Source organism: Flavobacterium caeni, assembly GCF_900101895.1.
Lineage (GTDB): Bacteria > Bacteroidota > Bacteroidia > Flavobacteriales > Flavobacteriaceae > Flavobacterium > Flavobacterium caeni.
Genome location: NZ_FMVF01000003.1, coordinates 345,877 through 363,473 on the forward strand (window position 1 = coordinate 345,877; position 17,597 = coordinate 363,473).

Annotated in this window: 18 protein-coding genes; 11 read left to right on the forward strand and 7 right to left on the reverse strand. The window is 50.1% G+C overall.

Annotated elements, in window-relative coordinates; genetic code table 11:
• Nucleotides 1-37: 37 nt before the first annotated feature.
• The 8 genes from BLP55_RS03845 to BLP55_RS03880 are packed head-to-tail and all read left to right on the forward strand — an operon-like array spanning nucleotide 38 to nucleotide 5,729.
• Entirely contained in the window at nucleotides 38-1,168 is a 1,131-nt protein-coding gene (locus BLP55_RS03845; protein ID WP_091141057.1) for an NAD(P)/FAD-dependent oxidoreductase, read from the forward strand.
• Complete coding sequence (locus tag BLP55_RS03850; protein ID WP_091141003.1) at nucleotides 1,162-1,872, forward strand: methyltransferase domain-containing protein; 711 nt, start codon at nucleotides 1,162-1,164, stop codon at nucleotides 1,870-1,872. The genes BLP55_RS03845 and BLP55_RS03850 overlap by 7 nt, the downstream gene beginning before the upstream one ends.
• The gene (locus BLP55_RS03855) at nucleotides 1,869-2,921 is read left to right on the forward strand and encodes a type III polyketide synthase (RefSeq protein ID WP_091141004.1); all 1,053 of its coding nucleotides are present in this window, start codon (nucleotides 1,869-1,871) and stop codon (nucleotides 2,919-2,921) included. Before BLP55_RS03850 ends, BLP55_RS03855 begins: the two co-directional genes overlap by 4 nt.
• Nucleotides 2,915-3,370, forward strand: coding sequence for a 3-hydroxyacyl-ACP dehydratase FabZ family protein (locus BLP55_RS03860; RefSeq protein ID WP_091141005.1), 456 nt, complete (start codon nucleotides 2,915-2,917; stop codon nucleotides 3,368-3,370). Before BLP55_RS03855 ends, BLP55_RS03860 begins: the two co-directional genes overlap by 7 nt.
• The gene (locus BLP55_RS03865; protein WP_091141006.1) at nucleotides 3,363-4,631 is read left to right on the forward strand and encodes a beta-ketoacyl-[acyl-carrier-protein] synthase family protein; all 1,269 of its coding nucleotides are present in this window, start codon (nucleotides 3,363-3,365) and stop codon (nucleotides 4,629-4,631) included. The genes BLP55_RS03860 and BLP55_RS03865 overlap by 8 nt, the downstream gene beginning before the upstream one ends.
• Entirely contained in the window at nucleotides 4,632-5,009 is a 378-nt protein-coding gene (locus BLP55_RS03870; protein ID WP_139149598.1) for a VOC family protein, read from the forward strand.
• Nucleotides 5,002-5,256, forward strand: coding sequence for an acyl carrier protein (locus BLP55_RS03875; protein WP_170826782.1), 255 nt, complete (start codon nucleotides 5,002-5,004; stop codon nucleotides 5,254-5,256). The genes BLP55_RS03870 and BLP55_RS03875 overlap by 8 nt, the downstream gene beginning before the upstream one ends.
• Nucleotides 5,253-5,729: a 4'-phosphopantetheinyl transferase family protein gene (locus BLP55_RS03880; protein ID WP_091141009.1), complete on the forward strand. Its 477-nt coding sequence runs from the start codon at nucleotides 5,253-5,255 to the stop codon at nucleotides 5,727-5,729. The genes BLP55_RS03875 and BLP55_RS03880 overlap by 4 nt, the downstream gene beginning before the upstream one ends.
• Nucleotides 5,730-5,745: 16 nt before the next feature.
• Here BLP55_RS03880 and BLP55_RS03885 read toward each other — a convergent pair whose 3' ends face one another.
• On the reverse strand, nucleotides 5,746-6,339 hold the full coding sequence (locus BLP55_RS03885; protein WP_091141010.1) for a 3'-5' exonuclease: 594 nt from the start codon (nucleotides 6,337-6,339) through the stop codon (nucleotides 5,746-5,748).
• 1 nt (nucleotide 6,340) lies between these two features.
• The gene (locus BLP55_RS03890; protein ID WP_091141058.1) at nucleotides 6,341-8,257 is read right to left on the reverse strand and encodes a DUF294 nucleotidyltransferase-like domain-containing protein; all 1,917 of its coding nucleotides are present in this window, start codon (nucleotides 8,255-8,257) and stop codon (nucleotides 6,341-6,343) included.
• Between the two features lie 147 nt (nucleotides 8,258-8,404).
• Here BLP55_RS03890 and BLP55_RS03895 point away from each other — a divergent pair, with 147 nt between their 5' ends.
• Nucleotides 8,405-8,926, forward strand: a complete 522-nt coding sequence (locus tag BLP55_RS03895) for a DUF2911 domain-containing protein (protein ID WP_091141011.1) — start codon at nucleotides 8,405-8,407, stop codon at nucleotides 8,924-8,926.
• A 522-nt stretch (nucleotides 8,927-9,448) separates the two neighbouring features.
• Nucleotides 9,449-11,089: a DUF4832 domain-containing protein gene (locus BLP55_RS03900; RefSeq protein ID WP_170826783.1), complete on the forward strand. Its 1,641-nt coding sequence runs from the start codon at nucleotides 9,449-9,451 to the stop codon at nucleotides 11,087-11,089.
• 80 nt (nucleotides 11,090-11,169) lie between these two features.
• Here BLP55_RS03900 and BLP55_RS03905 read toward each other — a convergent pair whose 3' ends face one another.
• The 4 genes from BLP55_RS03905 to aroC all read right to left on the reverse strand — a co-directional run bounded on the left by BLP55_RS03905 (nucleotide 11,170) and on the right by aroC (nucleotide 15,805).
• Nucleotides 11,170-12,018, reverse strand: a complete 849-nt coding sequence (locus BLP55_RS03905) for a T9SS-dependent choice-of-anchor J family protein (protein ID WP_091141012.1) — start codon at nucleotides 12,016-12,018, stop codon at nucleotides 11,170-11,172.
• Nucleotides 12,019-12,207: 189 nt separating this feature from the next.
• Complete coding sequence (locus BLP55_RS03910) at nucleotides 12,208-13,269, reverse strand: T9SS type A sorting domain-containing protein (RefSeq protein ID WP_091141013.1); 1,062 nt, start codon at nucleotides 13,267-13,269, stop codon at nucleotides 12,208-12,210.
• Between the two features lie 90 nt (nucleotides 13,270-13,359).
• Complete coding sequence (locus BLP55_RS03915; protein ID WP_091141014.1) at nucleotides 13,360-14,619, reverse strand: dicarboxylate/amino acid:cation symporter; 1,260 nt, start codon at nucleotides 14,617-14,619, stop codon at nucleotides 13,360-13,362.
• Between the two features lie 127 nt (nucleotides 14,620-14,746).
• The gene (gene aroC / locus BLP55_RS03920) at nucleotides 14,747-15,805 is read right to left on the reverse strand and encodes a chorismate synthase (RefSeq protein ID WP_091141059.1); all 1,059 of its coding nucleotides are present in this window, start codon (nucleotides 15,803-15,805) and stop codon (nucleotides 14,747-14,749) included.
• Nucleotides 15,806-16,295: 490 nt separating this feature from the next.
• On the opposite strand from aroC, the gene BLP55_RS03925 reads away from it, so the two are divergent.
• The gene (locus BLP55_RS03925) at nucleotides 16,296-17,132 is read left to right on the forward strand and encodes a UDP-2,3-diacylglucosamine diphosphatase (protein ID WP_091141015.1); all 837 of its coding nucleotides are present in this window, start codon (nucleotides 16,296-16,298) and stop codon (nucleotides 17,130-17,132) included.
• Here BLP55_RS03925 and BLP55_RS03930 read toward each other — a convergent pair.
• Nucleotides 17,122-17,547 carry a protease complex subunit PrcB family protein gene (locus tag BLP55_RS03930; protein WP_091141016.1) on the reverse strand — a complete coding sequence of 142 codons (426 nt, stop codon included), beginning with the start codon at nucleotides 17,545-17,547 and terminating at the stop codon, nucleotides 17,122-17,124. The genes BLP55_RS03925 and BLP55_RS03930 overlap by 11 nt on opposite strands.
• Nucleotides 17,548-17,597: the final 50 nt, after the last annotated feature.

A 17,597-nucleotide genomic window follows, 5' to 3' on the forward strand; every position in this document is an offset into this window, starting at 1 on the left:
AACACGCAGTCGGCGCGAAATGTCTATTTTCGTAGGTATGGAAGCAAACCAAACCGTAATCATTGCCGGCGGCGGCCTGGCCGGACTCACGAGCGCGCTGCATCTGGCCAAGATGGGCATTGGCGTGACGCTCATCGACAAGGCGGATTTCCCAAGACATAAGGTTTGTGGCGAATACATCTCGAAGGAGGTGCTTCCGTATTTCGATTGGCTGGGCGTAGACGTGACGCATTTGCATCCGACCCACATTTCCAAGATCGATTTTTCGACCCATTCGGGTGCCCTGCTAAAAGGCGATTTGCCGTTGGGCGGATTTGGCGTAAGCCGCTATGCCCTTGACCATTATTTGTACAGCAAGGCGATCGAACGCGGTTGCGAAATCGTCAAGGAAAACATCACGTCCATCGATTTTTTAGACAATTCGTTTAACGTTTCGTTGTCCGACGGCCGCGTATTGCAATCGAAAGTGGTGCTCGGTGCGTTTGGGAAGCGGTCGAATCTCGATCAAAAAATGCAGCGGCGGTTTATGGCCAAAAAGTCGCCGTGGTTGGCGGTTAAGGGTCATTTCGAAGGCATTTTTTCAGACGATGTTGTAGGGCTCCACAACTTCACGGGTGGCTACTGCGGCGTGTCGAAGGTCGAAAACAACCGCATCAACATTTGTTACCTTGCCGACTTCGCGACGTTCAAACAATACCGGAATATAGAAGAATACCAACAAAATGTGCTGTATCGGAATCCTGTATTGCAAAGTATTTTTGAAGAGGCCACGCCTGTATTCGACAAGCCCATGACCATCAGCCAGATTTCGTTCGACAAAAAACCTTGCGTAGAAAATCACATCCTGATGATAGGCGACACGGCGGGGCTCATCCATCCGCTTTGCGGCAACGGGATGGCCATGGCGATCCACAGCGCCAAGATTGCCTCGGAACACGTGGTGCGTTACATGAATAACGAAATTACGCGTACGCAAATGGAACACGGATATAACCAAACCTGGAACCGCTTGTTCAAATCGCGGATGCAGGCGGGGCGTTGGCTCGGGCATTTGTTCCAAAGGCAAAAAACATCGGAATGGGCCCTGCGTTTGGTGGCCTTTTTCCCGTCGCTTTTTCCCAAAATCATCCGGCTTACGCACGGCAAACCCATTCCTGTACCATGTTGATCGATACCACTACACGAACCGACGCGCCCGAAATCATGGACGATTTCTCGATGCAGGGCAAGGAGTTGCGCGACACGCTCGACCAGATTGCCCGTATCAACCGTTTGCTTGGCGGTAACAGGATTACCGTAGACGGCGTCAAGAAGTTGCTTTCAAAGTTCCCGAAGGATTACGAGATCACGCTGGTTGATTTGGGTTGTGGTAACGGCGACATGCTGCGCGCCCTGAGCGATTACGGCTACCGCAAAAATTGGCGTTTCAAGTTGATTGGTATAGATGCCAATCCCGATACGGTGAGGTATGCGCGCGAATTGTCGGCTTCGTACCCTAACATCGGTTACCAGACCATCGATATTTTTAGCGCCGATTTCGAATCATTGGAGTACGATATTGCGCTGTGTACATTGACGTTACATCACTTTAACGAAAGTGAAATTTTATATTTGATGCGGTTGCTCAAAAGCAAGATCACGGTCGGTATCGTCGTCAACGACTTGCATCGGAACGCTTTGGCCTACCGGCTGTTCCAGTTGGTGGGTTGGTTGTTTCGGCTCAAGCCGATGCCCAGAAACGACGGGCTGGTGTCCATCCTTCGCGGATTCAAACGCACCGAACTCAGCACTTTCAGCCAAAAATTAAATCTCAACGCCAATATCCGTTGGAAATGGGCCTTCCGCTACCAATGGATCATTTCTAAAATATGAGTGTAAAAATCATTTCGGTTGCCAAGCAATTGCCGGACTACTCGCGCGATACCCAAGACATCATCCCGTTGTTGGACGGCTGGCTCGATGGTCAGGAAGATCGTTTTGTGCGCAAAGTCAAGAAGATTTTCGAAGGTGCGGCCGTCGACAAACGGTATTCGATCATGGAACCGACCGATGTTTTTACCGCCACATCGTTCGAACAAAAAAACGAGATCTATGCCCGCGAAGCCATCCGTTTGGGCGAAAAGGTACTCACCAAGGCACTCGACAAGGCAGGCTGGGAACCCGATATGCTCGACTACATCATCACCGTGAGTTGTACGGGCATCATGATTCCGTCGCTTGACGCCTACCTGATCAACAAACTGCAGTTGCGACAGGACATCGTTAGGCTTCCGGTGACCGAGATGGGTTGCGCCGCCGGGGTTTCGGGCATCATCTATGCCAAGAACTTTCTGAAGGCCAATCCAGGCAAACGCGCCGCAGTGATTGCGGTCGAAAGCCCGACGGCCACGTTTCAGCTCGATGACTATTCGATGGCCAACATTGTGAGCGCGGCCATTTTTGGCGACGGCGCGGCCTGTGCGCTATTGTCTTCGGACGAGTCCGATTTTGGGCCCGAAGTCGTGGCCGAGGAGATGTACCATTTTTACGAAAACGAACACATGATGGGGTTCAAGCTGACCAATTCGGGGTTGCAGATGGTACTCGACGTAGACGTACCCGAGACGATTGCGTCGCATTTTCCCGACATCATCCATCCGTTCCTTGAAAAGCAACGACTCGAAATTGCCGACATCGATCATTTGATTTTTCATCCAGGCGGCAAAAAAATCATCCAATTGGTCGAAGGTTTGTTCGCCGACCTCGGGAAAAACATCAACGCCACCAAGGAAATCCTCAAATTGTACGGCAACATGTCGAGCGCCACGGTGCTCTATGTGCTCGAAGATGTCATGAAAGCGCAACCAGAACCCGGCGAAAAAGGACTAATGCTGAGTTTTGGTCCCGGATTTTCGGCCCAACGTGTACTGCTGCAATGGTAAAGAACAACGACCAAATCCTTGAAAAGCTGCCTTATGGCCGACCGTTTCTTTTTGTAGATGCGATCGAATCCATTGACGAAAATGGCGTGCGCGGCCATTATACACTGGACAAAGACGCCGATTTTTACAAAGGTCATTTTAAGGGACATCCCGTCACGCCCGGTGTCATCCTGACCGAAATCATGGCACAGATTGGCGTGGTTTGTCTGGGTATTTTTCTGTTGGACGACGCGTCGCGATCGGCGGTTTCGGTGGCCCTGACGTCTACGCAAATCGAGTTTTTGAAACCGGTTTATCCCGGCGAGAAAGTGACCGTGGTTTCACAAAAAAAATACTTCCGGTTCGGGAAGCTAAAATGTACTGTAACAATAACGAATGCTGCCGGAATCGAAGTGTGTACGGGTGAAATAGCGGGTATGGTAGTTCCTAAAATGCAACATCATGAATAGGCGCGTGGTCATCACGGGATTGGGAATCGTGGCCCCGAATGGAGTAGGGCTAGATGCATTTTTGCGGGCCATCCAAAACGGCGCATCGGGTATTCGGTTCGACCAACAACTCGCCGACTTACAGTTCTCGTGTCAAATCTCGGCCACGCCACAAATTCCCGACGAGCAAAAACGCGACTATTTTTCGGAACTCGAACTGCGCAATTTTAACGCAAGCGGGATTTTGTACGGCGTCATGGCGGGCATCGATGCGTGGAAAGACGCGGGGCTGGCCATCACAGAAACCGATTCACCCGATTGGGACAGCGGCGCCATATTCGGCTCGGGCACCTCGGGCATCGACAAATTTCGCGAGTGTATTTACAAAATAGACGACCTGCAAACCCGAAGACTCGGCAGTACCGCCGTTGCGCAAACCATGAACAGCGGCGTAAGCGCCTACCTGGGCGGCAAATTGGGGCTCGGGAACATCGTGACGACCAATTCATCGGCGTGTACCACGGGAACCGAAGCCCTACTCATGGCGTTCGAACGGATCCAGTCGGGGAGGGCCAAACGCATTTTGGCGGGCGCCACAAGCGATTCGGGACCGTACATTTGGGGTGGTTTCGACGCCATGAAGGTTTGCGCGTTCAAATACAACGACCGTCCCGAACAAGGCTCAAGACCCATGAGCGAGACGGCGGCCGGGTTTGTTCCGGGCAGCGGCGCGGGTGCTTTGTTGCTCGAAGATTTGGACGCGGCATTGGATCGTGGTGCACGTATCTATGGCGAGGTTCTGGGCGGAAACGTCAATTCGGGCGGGCAACGCGGCGAAGGCACCATGACGGCACCTAATCCCGAGGCGGTGCAGCGCTGCATACGCGATGCGATGGCAAACGTGGGGGTAGATGCGCGTCAGATCGACAAAATCAACGGACACCTGACGGCCACGGCAAAGGACAGTCTTGAGATACAAAATTGGAGCGCGGCTTTGAACAGGCGCGGGGCCGATTTTCCGTACATCAATTCGCTCAAGTCGATGGTAGGGCATTGCTTGTCGGCCGCGGGCGCTGTAGAAAGCGTGGCGTCGGTACTGGAATTGTACCACGGCTTTGTTTTTCCGAACCGCAACTGCGAAGACCTGCACCCCGAAATCGCCGAAATGATCGACGGTTCGAAGATCCCGCAACGCATGGTCAAAACGCCGCTGGAGATTGTGGCCAAGGCGAGTTTTGGTTTTGGCGATGTCAACGGATGTGTTATCTTTAAAAAATATTAGATGAAGCTACGTGTTGCCCGTCATACTGCCCATATTCAGCCGTTGATCGATTTCTATTGCGGGCTGCTCGATCTGGAAATCCTTGGGGAATTCCATGACCACGACGGCTACGATGGCGTGTTCATCGGCAACCGAGGGCAGGACTGGCATTTGGAGTTTACCGTATCGGACGAAGCACCGGTCCACCAGCCCGATCACGACGACTTGCTCGTGTTTTATGCCGAGAGCGAGGCCGAGTTCCATCACCTGACCGAACAATTCCACAACCGAAATATTCCCGAAGTCGAAGCCAACAATCCGTATTGGCGCGAAAAAGGGAAAACGTATACCGATCCTGACGGTTTCAGGATAGTCATTTCAAAAGCACATTATGAATAGGGAACAAGCCATTGCGCAGTTAAAAGCCATCATCAAGCCGTATGTCAAAGACAGTCAGGCGCTCGAAAACCTGTCGGAACAAACCGATTTCATCAAGGACCTCAAGATCAACTCGGCCAACTTGGTCGACATTGTGTTGGATATCGAAGAAGCGTTCGGCATTGTCATCGACAACGAATCGATGGAGCAAATGCTCGATGTCAAGACGGCACTCTCGATCATCGAAAGCAAATCGGCCGAAAAATGATCGGCAACGACGTCATCGATTTGACTTTGGCGGCCAAGGAAAGCAATTGGCGCCGCAAAGGCTTTTTGCAAAAAATATTTACCGAATCGGAACAAAGGCGTATCCAAACTGCTGCCCATCCTGACCTGATGGTGTGGAACCTGTGGAGTCGAAAAGAAGCGGCTTATAAGATTTACAACAGGGAAACCGGCATTCGTACATTCAACCCGTTGCGTTTGGAATGCACGCTATCGGATGACTACAACGGGGCAGTGACAATCGACGGCAGGACTTACCAAACCCGAACCACTTTTGATTTGGAACGCATGGATACCGTGGCCGTTTCGAATCCCGATTATTGGCCTCTTGTGTTAGACCTTGCCCGTACCGATGTCGAAAAAAAAGAAGGATTGCCGTACCGACGCGGCGACAAAACACCGGCTTCGGTTTCGCATCATGGCCGTTTTGAAAAAATAGTTGGATTTAACTATTGATTTAAAAATCAATATTTTACAAGCCTAATCTCGACTTTAACTTCAAAAACAAAAGCCCCAGTATGTAGGCATCTTCGGCTGCCGAGTGACGGTCGCTTTTGGGAACGTTGTACAAGGAGCACAATTCATCGATTGCAAAGGCTTTCTCGGTATTCTCGTTGATTTTTTGGTGCATGATTTCGATGTCAAGCGCCTCGTTCCTGAGCCTTCCTGCACCGAGTTTTTCGAGTCCTGTGTTGATCATCTCTACGTCAAAATTAATGCGATGCCCCACCAATACGGCATTGCCAAGGTATTCGACAAACGCCTGCAAGGCTTCGCGTTCGCCCAATTTGGGTTGTGTGCTTTCGATGATGAACTCGTTGGACATGCCGTTGTCGTGTAGGAATTTGTACTGCAACAGTACCACCTCGAAACTGTCGCTCACCACGATGCTGTTGTCGGTAACGCCCACGGTGCCAATCGAAAGGATGACGTCTTTTTCCGGATCAAGCCCCGTGGTTTCGGTACTCAACACGACAAAGCGGTTCGAGCGTTTTTCGAACTTCCCGAGGTAACTTTTCCAGAATTCCGGATAGTCTTTGTTGATATTTTTGATCCAATCGAACATATTACGAAAATTGCGTCAGTTGAAAACGGTCTTTGATCAGCTCCTCAAGGTCTTTCATCGGGGCCAATGCATTCTTGAGACGTTCGCGGTCGGCTTTTGACAATTCTTCGAGGTTGATGTAACGCCCGTCGCTGTCGGTCTTGAGCCCTTCGGCGGTACGGATACGCGACAGTATCAAATAGGCCTCGGCACAATTGAGATAGATCTCGGCATGCTTCGGATCGACTATCGCCAACTGTTTGAACCGCAGGAATGTATTGTTGATCCCGCGCACATTGAGACTCAAACAAAACAACCGCGCACCATCGACCAGCGGCATGAGCGCACGCATTTTGATGTCGAACTTATCTTTGTATGGTCCTTCTTCCTCTACGTTGAACTTCTTGAAAAAGCTCAACGGGGCAGGCTTGCGCAAGGCGTCGTTGCCCAAATAATCAAAGAACAGCCGGTTGGCGCCTGCATTTTGGAAAATCACATCGGTAATCGCCTCTTCGATACGTGGCTCGCCGACGGCAATTTCGTAATCAAAAAAGATACTGGCGATCTCATTGCTCTTTTCGCCCGGCGCCTTCATCCAGTTGGTGTACTGTTTAAGCCAGTCGGAAACCGATTTGCACCACAGGATGTTGCTGGCCATATGCCCGTTCGGACAAGGCGGATAGCCCACCTTTTCCAGCGTACCGGAGGCTTTTTTGGCCAGTCGCAGGAAATAGTCCTTTACGTCGCGGTATTTGTCGGCGGCCACGTCTTCGAACACCAGGATATGGTCCTGATCGGTGAGCAGCAATTGTTCCTTTCGCCCCTGACTACCGATGCTAAGCCAAGCAAAACGGGCAGGAGGGGAGCCCATTTCAAGAATGGCGAGTTCTACCGAACGTTTGATGATGGCCAACGTGATTTCGCTTGCCACATTGGCGATGTGCGACAATGGCAGGTTCTTGACCATCGATGTTTGGATGAGTTCGGTGAGTTTGGCGCGTACTTTTTTGAGGTCCTTGGCGTCCTGGGAACGTTTGATTTCTTTGATCAAAACCCCCGGATTACTCGACTGGGCCACGATCAAATCATACAGCGAAATGACGCCTTTGACTTCGGTGGCGTCCGAACCATCGGCTGTTACGCACAAATGGGTTACGTTGTGTTTGAGTATCAGCAGTTGTGCTTCGGCAAGCGACACGCTTTCGGGCACGGCAATGACAGGGGAGGCCATGATTTTTTCGATGGCGATGGTCACTGGGTAACGGCCCGTGGCGATTTTAGAACGCATGTCGTTGTCGGTTACGATGCCGATGGGCGCACCGTTTTCGATCACGACCACGCAATCCATTAGGTTGTCGGTCATCAACTGTGCTGCGTCTTTCGCTAAAGTAGCACGAGAAGTTTTTAACGGTAACTTGTTGTAATTCAGTGTTTGAAAATACTGTATTTCAGTTTGTCCGCTACCCGCATAAGTGACATTATCCGACAACAGCCTTCCTTGCGTTTCACGGTCGGCAGGATTGTTTGAATTGTGCGCAAAACTCTCGAGCAAGAAATTCAAAACCTCGGCATTTCGGGCCACGAACGGACGAAACGTATCGATAGGTACCGCATACACGATGCTTTCGTCACGCGCCTTGGCCGTCATCTGGTAGTTGTTTTTGGCAAAAAAGGGACGGAGCCCAAAAATATCGCCTTCGACACATTTGTTCAACAGCGTTTCCTCGGCGTCCGAAATCACCGAAAGGTTGACCACGCCCGAGGCCACCACATAAAAACTGTCATGCGGTGTGTCGTTGATTTGAAACAACGTCTTGTTCTTTTGCAAATTGACGACACGGATACTCGTCGCCACGATGGTGAGCTCTTCGAAAGTAAGGTTGTTGAACGGCGAAAACTGTTTAAGGAAATCGGCGATGCGCTCGGCAATGACATTCATGGCTTTGGGATATGAATCGTAAAAATAGATTATCTCGGCCAAAGATGCAATAAAAACAAGCCTTAAGTTATGGTGTTAAATTGGTTATAAATCTAGGGCGTCGCAAAAATCCGATTGGTATCTTTAAGCATCCAAAAATCAATTATCATGAAATTCAAAATCAAAATCACGGCTTATTTGCTCACATTATTCGTTTCGGTGTTTGCAGCGGCGCAGGAAAAGAAAAGTCCCGCCACAGTAGCCAAAGGCGCGGTGAACGGTGCCGAAATTACAATCCATTACAGCAGTCCGTCGGTAAAGGGACGGGAAATTTGGGGCAAGCTTGTCCCGTTCGGAAAGGTTTGGCGCGCGGGAGCCGACGAGGCCACGACGCTTGAAACCAGCAAGGAAATTTTATTTGGTGGACAAAAATTGCCCGCCGGAAAGTATGCGTTTTTTGTGATCCCCGAAAAAGACCAGGCGACGATCATCCTGAACAAAGAGCACAAACAATGGGGCGCTTATGATTACGATCAATCGAAAGACCAGCTCAGGGTGCGCGTCAAGCCACAGGCTAAGTCGGACAGTACGGAGAAACTTACGTACTTGATCAACAAAGACAATATTACGTTGGCTTGGGAAAAGTGGAATCTCGTTGTCCCGGTCGAACAAACGCTACGATATTTCTAGAAAAGGAACGCTGTCGAAAGACGGCGTTTTTTTGTTACGGAGCATACAAAACCGGAACAGTTATTCAATTTTCTATTTTACATAATATATATTATAGTGTGCTTTGAATACTCCAAAACTAGCACAGAAAATGTGCTAATTTCAATGCTTTCCGGTGTCTTATAATTGAATATAAGTGTTTTATCGGTATCATCTAGGCGACGCACAATCAATTCTTGTAATAAAAATTCGATTAAATATCGACTTATCAACCAACTAAAATTTTCTTGTTAAAAACTTTTATTCAGATGTTTACCGTCGATTCTTACAATTCGATGTGTTACTAAGGATGTATTCTTACAAATTTTAAGGAAACATGTATTTCGTCGATGAATTTGAAAATTTTAACACTTTTGTCGACAAAATGTGTCGTTAATCGTATATTTTTGTTTTCGCCGATGGATGGTTCCCAAAACCTCTTGAGGCAAAAAGCTCCCAATCAACAATTTAAAGATTCGGAACCGTAAATCTTAACCTACTACTATGATGAAGCAACTACTGACTCTAGCCGGAGTACTTCTGACCTTGTGCGGAAGCGCCCAGACTGCCACGGTAAATTACACCGCATCTACAGCGGTCATCTCGAATCCCGAGCGTGGTTTTTACAAGTATTCAGACACCCATTCCAGTTCTTACGACGTGCTCAACCAGACCACGCTGATCAATTACCGTCTGAACCAAAACATCTCGATTATTTTTAGGTATTACTATTTGGAGACGTTCAAGACTTCGCCGATCTCGGCCAGCTACCTGTCGAACATGCAAATCGATTTTGACCGTCTGCGCAACGCCGGACTCAAGGTGGTCATGCGTTTTGCTTATGGCGACGACGAGGGCGATTCGCCACGGGATGCTTCAAAAACGCAAATTCTCGCGCACATCAACCAAATCAAGCCTTTGCTCGAAGCCAATTCCGATGTAATCCTTGCACTACAAGCGGGTTTCATTGGAACTTGGGGCGAATGGTATTATACGAGCCAAGCTGAATTTGGCGGCTATGGCTACAACGAAACTTCGCTTACACCGGCCAACAAGGCCAACCGCAAAGCCGTCGTAGATGCCTTGCTCGATGCGCTTCCGGCCAACCGCATGGTCCAGTTGCGTACGCCCATCATGAAACGCGACATGTACGGTACCGCGCCGGTATCGAATGCACAGGCCTTTAACGAGTCGGACGTGGCGCGACTGGGTCACCACAACGATTGCTTTTTGGCCAGCGAAGACGATTACGGCACCTATGAACAACCGAACATCGACTTTCCTTATTTGATGCAGGATTCCAAATTTACGCCCGTAGGCGGCGAAACCTGCGCCGTGAACTCGCCACGTAGTGATTGTGCGACCGCCATCGAGGAATTGGGTAAATTCCACTGGTCTTGGCTCAATGCCGATTACCATCCGGGTGTGTTGGCGAATTTTACCGAAGACGGCTGTATGGCCGAAATCCAGAAAAAACTCGGGTATCGCTTCGAACTCCAGTCGGGCACTTTCCCGACGGCCGCTACCGCCGGGAACAACATCGCCATTACACTCAAAGTCAAAAATGTCGGATTCGCTACGCCATTCAACGAACGCAAAGCCTACCTGGTCCTCAAGAATACCGTGACCAATCAGGTCTTCCCTATCGAATTGGCCACCAACCCTGGCCTGTGGTTTGGTCCGAATGATGTGACCATCAACGAGACAATCGCCTTACCATCGAATTTGGCCGAAGGATCGTATAAATTTTACCTGCATTTACCCGATGCGGCCCCTGCCCTTGCGCCGCGCGCCGAATATGCCATCCGCTTGGCCAACGAATCGACCTGGGAAAATACCACGGGTTACAACAACCTGAACCACACCATGACCGTCAGCACGGCGCTTGGAACGGCCGAAAACACAAGGTTGAACCTTGCCGTTTATCCGGTGCCAACGAGCGAACAACTCACTGTAGAAATGGAAGGCATTCAGGACTTTAAAGCCGCTGTGTTCAACGCGGTCGGGCAAAGCGTCAAGGTAACCACGCGCAACGAAGCCAACAAGGTGATTTTTGAAACCTCGGGCCTGAGCGATGGTTTGTATTTTGTAGAATTCACCAAAGACAACATCCGCGACGTGAGAAAGTTTGTCGTCAGACATTGATTGTTTCGCCGAAATTCGACAATACACTAAAATAAAAAAGCTCCCGTTTAGGGAGCTTTTTCTATTATAATCGAGATCGATTAGTTCTTTACGATCTTTTTGGTGATTTCGCCGTTGGCAGTTTTGATGTTCATCAAATAAACGCCTGCAGTCAAGTCGGCGATGTTGACCTGTACTTTGGTCATGCTGTCAAAGTTGAAAGTCTTGACGGTTCTTCCGTTTACGTCGGTCAAAACCACCGAAGTGATGTTGTCTTTGTTAGAGTTCACTACGTTTACGACATCTGAAGCCGGGTTCGGGAAAACCGAAAACTGCGCCGCATTGAAGCTCTTGGTGGCCAAGGTTTCTTGAACGAGCGTCAAGTCGTCAAGGTACAACAATTCCTGGTCGGTACAGTCGTGGTGTCTCATGACGATTTTTACCGTCTGACCCGCGTAATCCGATACATCTACCATAAAGATTTCGGCAGCTTGCGCATCGTCGGCGGTCAAGGTGTAGTTGAAAACCGGCGTCAACAATTGGATGAGCGCTGGGCTGTTGGCCGCAGCTGGCGCCAAATAAATCGAGATTTGCTCGGCTGGAAAATCGGGATTCGTTGCTCCCAAACGGAATGAAAGCGTCGTAGCCCCAAATGATTCCGGGATAACAACCTCTGGCGTAAGCAAGAAATTGTTTGGCGTCAACGGCCCTGGAGGCGTTCCTGTAGCCGGGTTCCAAGATCTAGAACCTGCGAAGTTGCCTACCAAGCCCCAAGCTGCAGTAGTCGCGTTTCCTGTAAACAAGCCCCAGTTGTTGGCATCGCCGTCGCCATCCATGATGGTCAAGCCTGAACCGGTAGCGGTGGTGAATTCTTGCGAATACAGTGTAGTTTGCGCATTAGAAGCGGCAACGGTGCCCAACAATGCCGCGAAAAGTAATTTTGTTTTCATGGTGTGTCTTTTGGATTAGGACACAAAGCTATTGAAAAAGTAGTGGGTTTTCGCGGGGCGAAACCAAACTTTACTGTTAAAATCGATACAAAAAATCTTACGTATTAGGAATCAACTCTTTACTGTATCGCCTGAAACAAAAAAACTCCCCGATTGGAGGAGTTTGGTTTCATTTTCGAAGAAAACGACTTATTGCTTGACGATTTTTTTGGTGATTTCACCCTCTGCCGATTGTACCGTGAGCAGGTAAACGCCAGCCGGCAAATCTGAAATATCGACCGAAACGCTGGCCAAATTGTCGAAAGTAACTTGCTTGACCACCCTTCCGTTGACATCGTTCATCAGGATTTGTTGGATCGTGTGTTGGTTGTCGATATGGATGGTGTGCGCCGCAGGGTTTGGATACACCGCCAGGTCATTGGTTTGCGCGACAACTTGCGAAACCTCCAATAAACTGTCCGTCGCGACCGCCTTGATCAGGAAATTATCCATTAAAACCACCGACGCGGCGGTATTCGTTGCCGGTGGTGTGGTCGTGGTACCGCTGAGCGACATGAAGTTGGCCTGCACCGGATCCATTGTCGCTCCGGCACCCATTACTTGTCCGTTGAACAATTGGGTTGCGCCGTTTTTACCTCTCCAGTAAACCTGCCCAGTCGTTTTGTTGAAGCTTGCGCCTAGGCGAATCCATGTATTCGCGGGCAAGATGACGTTGTTTTGTCCGCCGCCCAAGTAAAAATAATAACTTGCTAGCGTACCTGGTGCCGGCGCATTGTAATAGGCAATGCCGCGCAAAACCAAGGTCTGGGTATTGAACGAAAAGCCCGAAAGTACAATCGTACCGCCTGTGTCGCCATTGATGCGCATGTCGATGGTGTTGATGCTGGTGCCTCCGCCAGGGCCCGTAAAAAGGTCAAACTCTACCTCGATGATTTCATTTCCGGTATCACGCACGTCCCAGCCGTCCTGGAACGATTCAAACCAAAGGCTACGCCCGCCTTTGTTGCCGTTGGTCCCCGTCAATTGTAAAACATTTAAATGGGCCGGATTGTCCTCGATGACCAGGAAGTTGTCGGCGCCCGCGTTGGTTGCCGTGGTTGGCGCCGTACCATTGGTGGCCAATGTAAAAATACCGTTGGCTGCCGTTTGGCCCGTAACGTCCGAATTGAGTTCTCCGGGAAAATAAGCATCGAAACTTTCTGTTGCAATGAGCTGTGCATGCGTCGCCGCGCTAAGGCCGAACAACGCCACAATGAGTAAAGTTTTTTTTCATGGATCGGTTTTTTAGGTTCGATAACAAATATAGAAAAGTTATCGATTAAAAACCTGATTCCAAAATATTTACTGCTTATTCTCCCACTTCCCCACCACGCTCGTCGCCAACGCATTCCCAAGCACGTTGGTGGCGCTGCGGAACATGTCGCAAAAGTGATCGATCGGCAAAATCAGCGCGATGCCCTCGATTGGAATCTTGAACATCCCGCATGTGGCCGCCACGACCACCAAACTCGCACGCGGCACGCCCGCGATTCCCTTACTGGTGAGCATCAGCACGAACAACATCGTGAACTGCGTACCCATGCTCAAGTCGATGCCGTAGGCCTGCGCGATAAAGATGCTCGCAAAGGTCATGTACATCATGCTGCCGTCGAGGTTAAACGAATAGCCCAGCGGCAACATAAACGACACGATGCGGTCCTTGACGCCAAAGCGTTCGAGTTCTTCGGTAAGTTTCGGGAATACGGCTTCGGAACTGGTGGTACCGAATGCGATAATCAGCGGGCTTACGATGCGTTGGAGCAAAACAGACATCGCCTTGCCCAAAAACAAATAACCCACCACAAGCAACACCACCCACAGCGTCGAAATGCCCACCATGAACGACCCGAAGAATTTGGCGTAGGTCAACAGCAAATCGCCAAAATCGCGTACGGCAAATACGCCCGCGATGGCCCCGAATACGCCCAGCGGCGCAAACTTCATCACATAATTGACCATTTTAAGCACAATGTGCGACGTCTTGTCGAGCGCGTTGACCACGGGCTTGGCGTGATCGCCGATGGCGGCCGCGGCCAGTCCGAAGAAAATAGAAAACACCACGATTTGCAAAATTTCGTTGGTGGCCATCGCCTCGACGATACTTTTGGGGATGATGTGTTCGATGAAATTCTGCGCCGAGAAATTGTGCGTCTTGTCGGTGACTTCGCTGGCGGTCGCCAGATCGACATCGCTCAAATTCAGGCCCACACCGGGTTGCAAAACATTTACCCAAAACATCCCTATAAGCAACGAAATGAACGACGCGGTAAAAAACCAACCGAGCGCCTTGCCCCCTATCCTGCCTACCGAAGCAATGTCGCCCAGTTTGGCGATGCCCACCACCAGCGTCGTAAACACCAGCGGCGCGATGATCATTTGCACGAGCCTGATGAAAATCGTAGCCAGCATCTTGATGTAGGTGCTGAATTCCTTGGCCGATTCGGGCGTTGCGTTGCTGTGTACAAGTACGCCCAGGATCGCGCCCACGACCATCGCGATCAGGATTTGGGTGGTAAGGTTGGCAAAAAAAGAAGGTTTGGTTTGGGTTGGGTTTGTTGTCATAGTTGTTTTTGAGAGCCGGGAACCTGCTTTCCGTTACAATCTTTTCGCTTTTTTGCGCTTCGGGTGAAACCAGAAATCTCACTTAAGCGAAAAGGATTTTCACTTCAATCAGGGCTAGGGCCCGGCGTTAGTTGTATATTTTGTTCATTAAATAAAAATCGGCCAAGACCATCGCCGCCATCGCCTCGACAATCGGGACGGCGCGCGGCACCACACACGGGTCGTGCCTGCCTTTGCCTTGGATTTCGGTTGTGTTTCCGTCGGAATCGATGGTGGGTTGTGTTTGCATGATGGTTGCCACGGGCTTGAACGCCACGCGAAAATAAATGTCCATGCCATTCGAAATGCCGCCCTGTATGCCACCCGACAAATTGCTTTGCGTGGTGCCGTCGGGGTTGAACAAATCGTTGTGCGCGCTGCCTTTCATCTTGGCGCCGCAAAATCCGCTGCCGTATTCGAATCCGTGCGCGGCATTGATCGAAAGCATCGCATGGCCCAGCGCCGCGTGCAATTTGTCAAAAACGGGTTCGCCCCATCCGACGGGTACATTTTGCAACACACAGGTCACCGTACCGCCCACCGTATCGCCTTGTTTCCTGATTTCTTTGATGTAGGCTTCCATCTTTTCGGCCGTAGCCGCATCGGGACAGCGTACCGCATTGGTTTCGGTTTTCGAAAAATCGAGCGCCTGGTACGGCTTGTCGATAAAAATCTCCCCTACCGACGACACAAAGGCGTTGATTTGGATTGCCTTCAACACCTGTTTGGCTACTGCCCCACCGACAACCCAATTGGCGGTTTCGCGCGCCGAACTCCTGCCGCCACCGCGGTGGTCGCGGATGCCGTATTTTTTGTCATACGTATAATCGGCGTGGCTTGGGCGATAGGCCTGGGTATTGTGGTCGTAATCGTGTGATTTGGCGTTGGTGTTGGCGATCGAGAATCCGATGGGCATGCCCGTAGTTCTTCCTTCGAAGATGCCCGACAGGAAGCGCACCTCGTCGGCCTCTTTGCGTTGGGTGACAATGGCCGATTGTCCCGGTTTACGACGATCGAGCTCGCGTTGGATCGCCTCCAGATCGAGTGCAATCCCAGACGGGACGCCGTCGATGATACCACCTATGGCCTCCCCGTGCGATTCCCCGAATGTGGTTAGCCTGAACAGGCGTCCGAAAGTGTTGGCCATTTTTGGTGTTTTTACAAATGTAGTTTTTTTTTGGTCAAAAGTCATAAAGTCTTAAAGTCTTAAAGGCGAAATGTGATTTAACCAAAGACTTCAATTTTCGGTTAAGGTTCCGACGATGAATGAGCCATAGCCCCGATTACTTCACCTAGCTTTTATTTTCAAAAAGAGTTCGGTGACCCGAGCGAAGCGAACTGGCGAAGCAATGCCTAAAAAGGCATTTGTAGTGGAAATCCTTTTGTGGAGTTTACGACCCGAGCGCAGTGAACTGCGTTTGCAACGAAAAGCATCCCGATAGCTATCGGGACGGCTCCTAAAAAACGCGCACCGAATCGGGCTTTTCTTGCCTTTATGCCTTTATGACTTTAAGACTTTACGACTTTACGACTTTACGACCAAAACTTAACCTTCGCTTTGCAACCACTTCATACATAACCGTTTCATTTGCAACCCGAGGCCAACGCCCGAACTGTGCGAAGCAAAACGTCACGCCATGAAAAAACGCAAAATAGAACTGGTCGTCATTTCCGATACGCATCTCGGGACATTCGGCTGCCACGCCAAGGAATTGTACAACTATCTGTCATCGATCAAACCCAAGACGCTCGTGCTCAACGGCGATTTCATCGACATCTGGCAGTTCCGCAAGTCGTATTTCCCGAAGTCGCACATGAAGGTCATCCAAAAAATCATTTCGATGGCCAGCAAAGGTACCAAGGTGCATTACATCACGGGCAACCACGACGAATTGTTGCGCAAATTCAGCGATACGAGCATGGGGAATTTTTGCATCGCCGACAAATTGGTGCTCGAGCTCGACGACAAAAAAGCCTGGATCTTTCACGGCGACGTATTCGACGTATCGGTGCAACACTCGAAATGGATCGCCAAGCTGGGCGGCATCGGGTACGATTACCTGATTCTCGCCAACCGTTTTGTCAATTGGGTGCTCACCAAATTGGGCCGCGAGCCGTATTCCTTTTCCAAGCGCATCAAGGCCAGCGTCAAGAAAGCGGTGAAATTCATTTCGGATTTCGAAGATACGGCCACCGAACTGGCCATTGAAAAAAGATACGACTATGTGGTATGCGGGCACATCCACGAGCCCAAGATTGTCGAAAAATCAAACAAGAACGGCGCTACGACCTATTTGAATTCGGGCGATTGGGTCGAGAACCTCACCGCACTCGAATACAACAAAAAACGTTGGAAATTGTACCGCTACAAAGACGTCAACTATACCGAGGAAGAAGATTTGTTCGAAATGGAGCATGCCGCGATCCACCACCAAATCGTGGCCTCGATCGTATTGGGCAAGACTAGTCCTTGATTTCGATCGGTTTTTTGGAATTGACCCGCACGATCGCATACGGATAACTCATCACGCTGGTCGCCATTTCGCCGGGGCCTGGGTGCGATTCCTTGACGGTGATCACAATTTTGTCGGGCAACTCCTCGACTTTTTCTACCGCAACGGTATGCCCGCCCGAGGTTTGTTCGCCCAAATTAAGGATTACGAAGTTGGCAGTGTTGATGTCGGCGGGTTTGATTTTGTCCTTGAGATTTTCGTCGCCAAGCAACATGTTGATCTCTTTCTCCTCGGTCAGGATCTCAAAAAAACGCACCTGCGCCCCACCCTGCTCCTGCTGGGTCAGCACTTCATAAAGCGGTCGCGTCCCCTTGTCGACCTTGGCGCCACAAGCAACCAAAACCAAAACTACCGATGTAACCAACATTTTTCTCATATTCCTAATTTTCAATTTTTCATCGTCATCTCTCCAGTCCTTCGACTTTA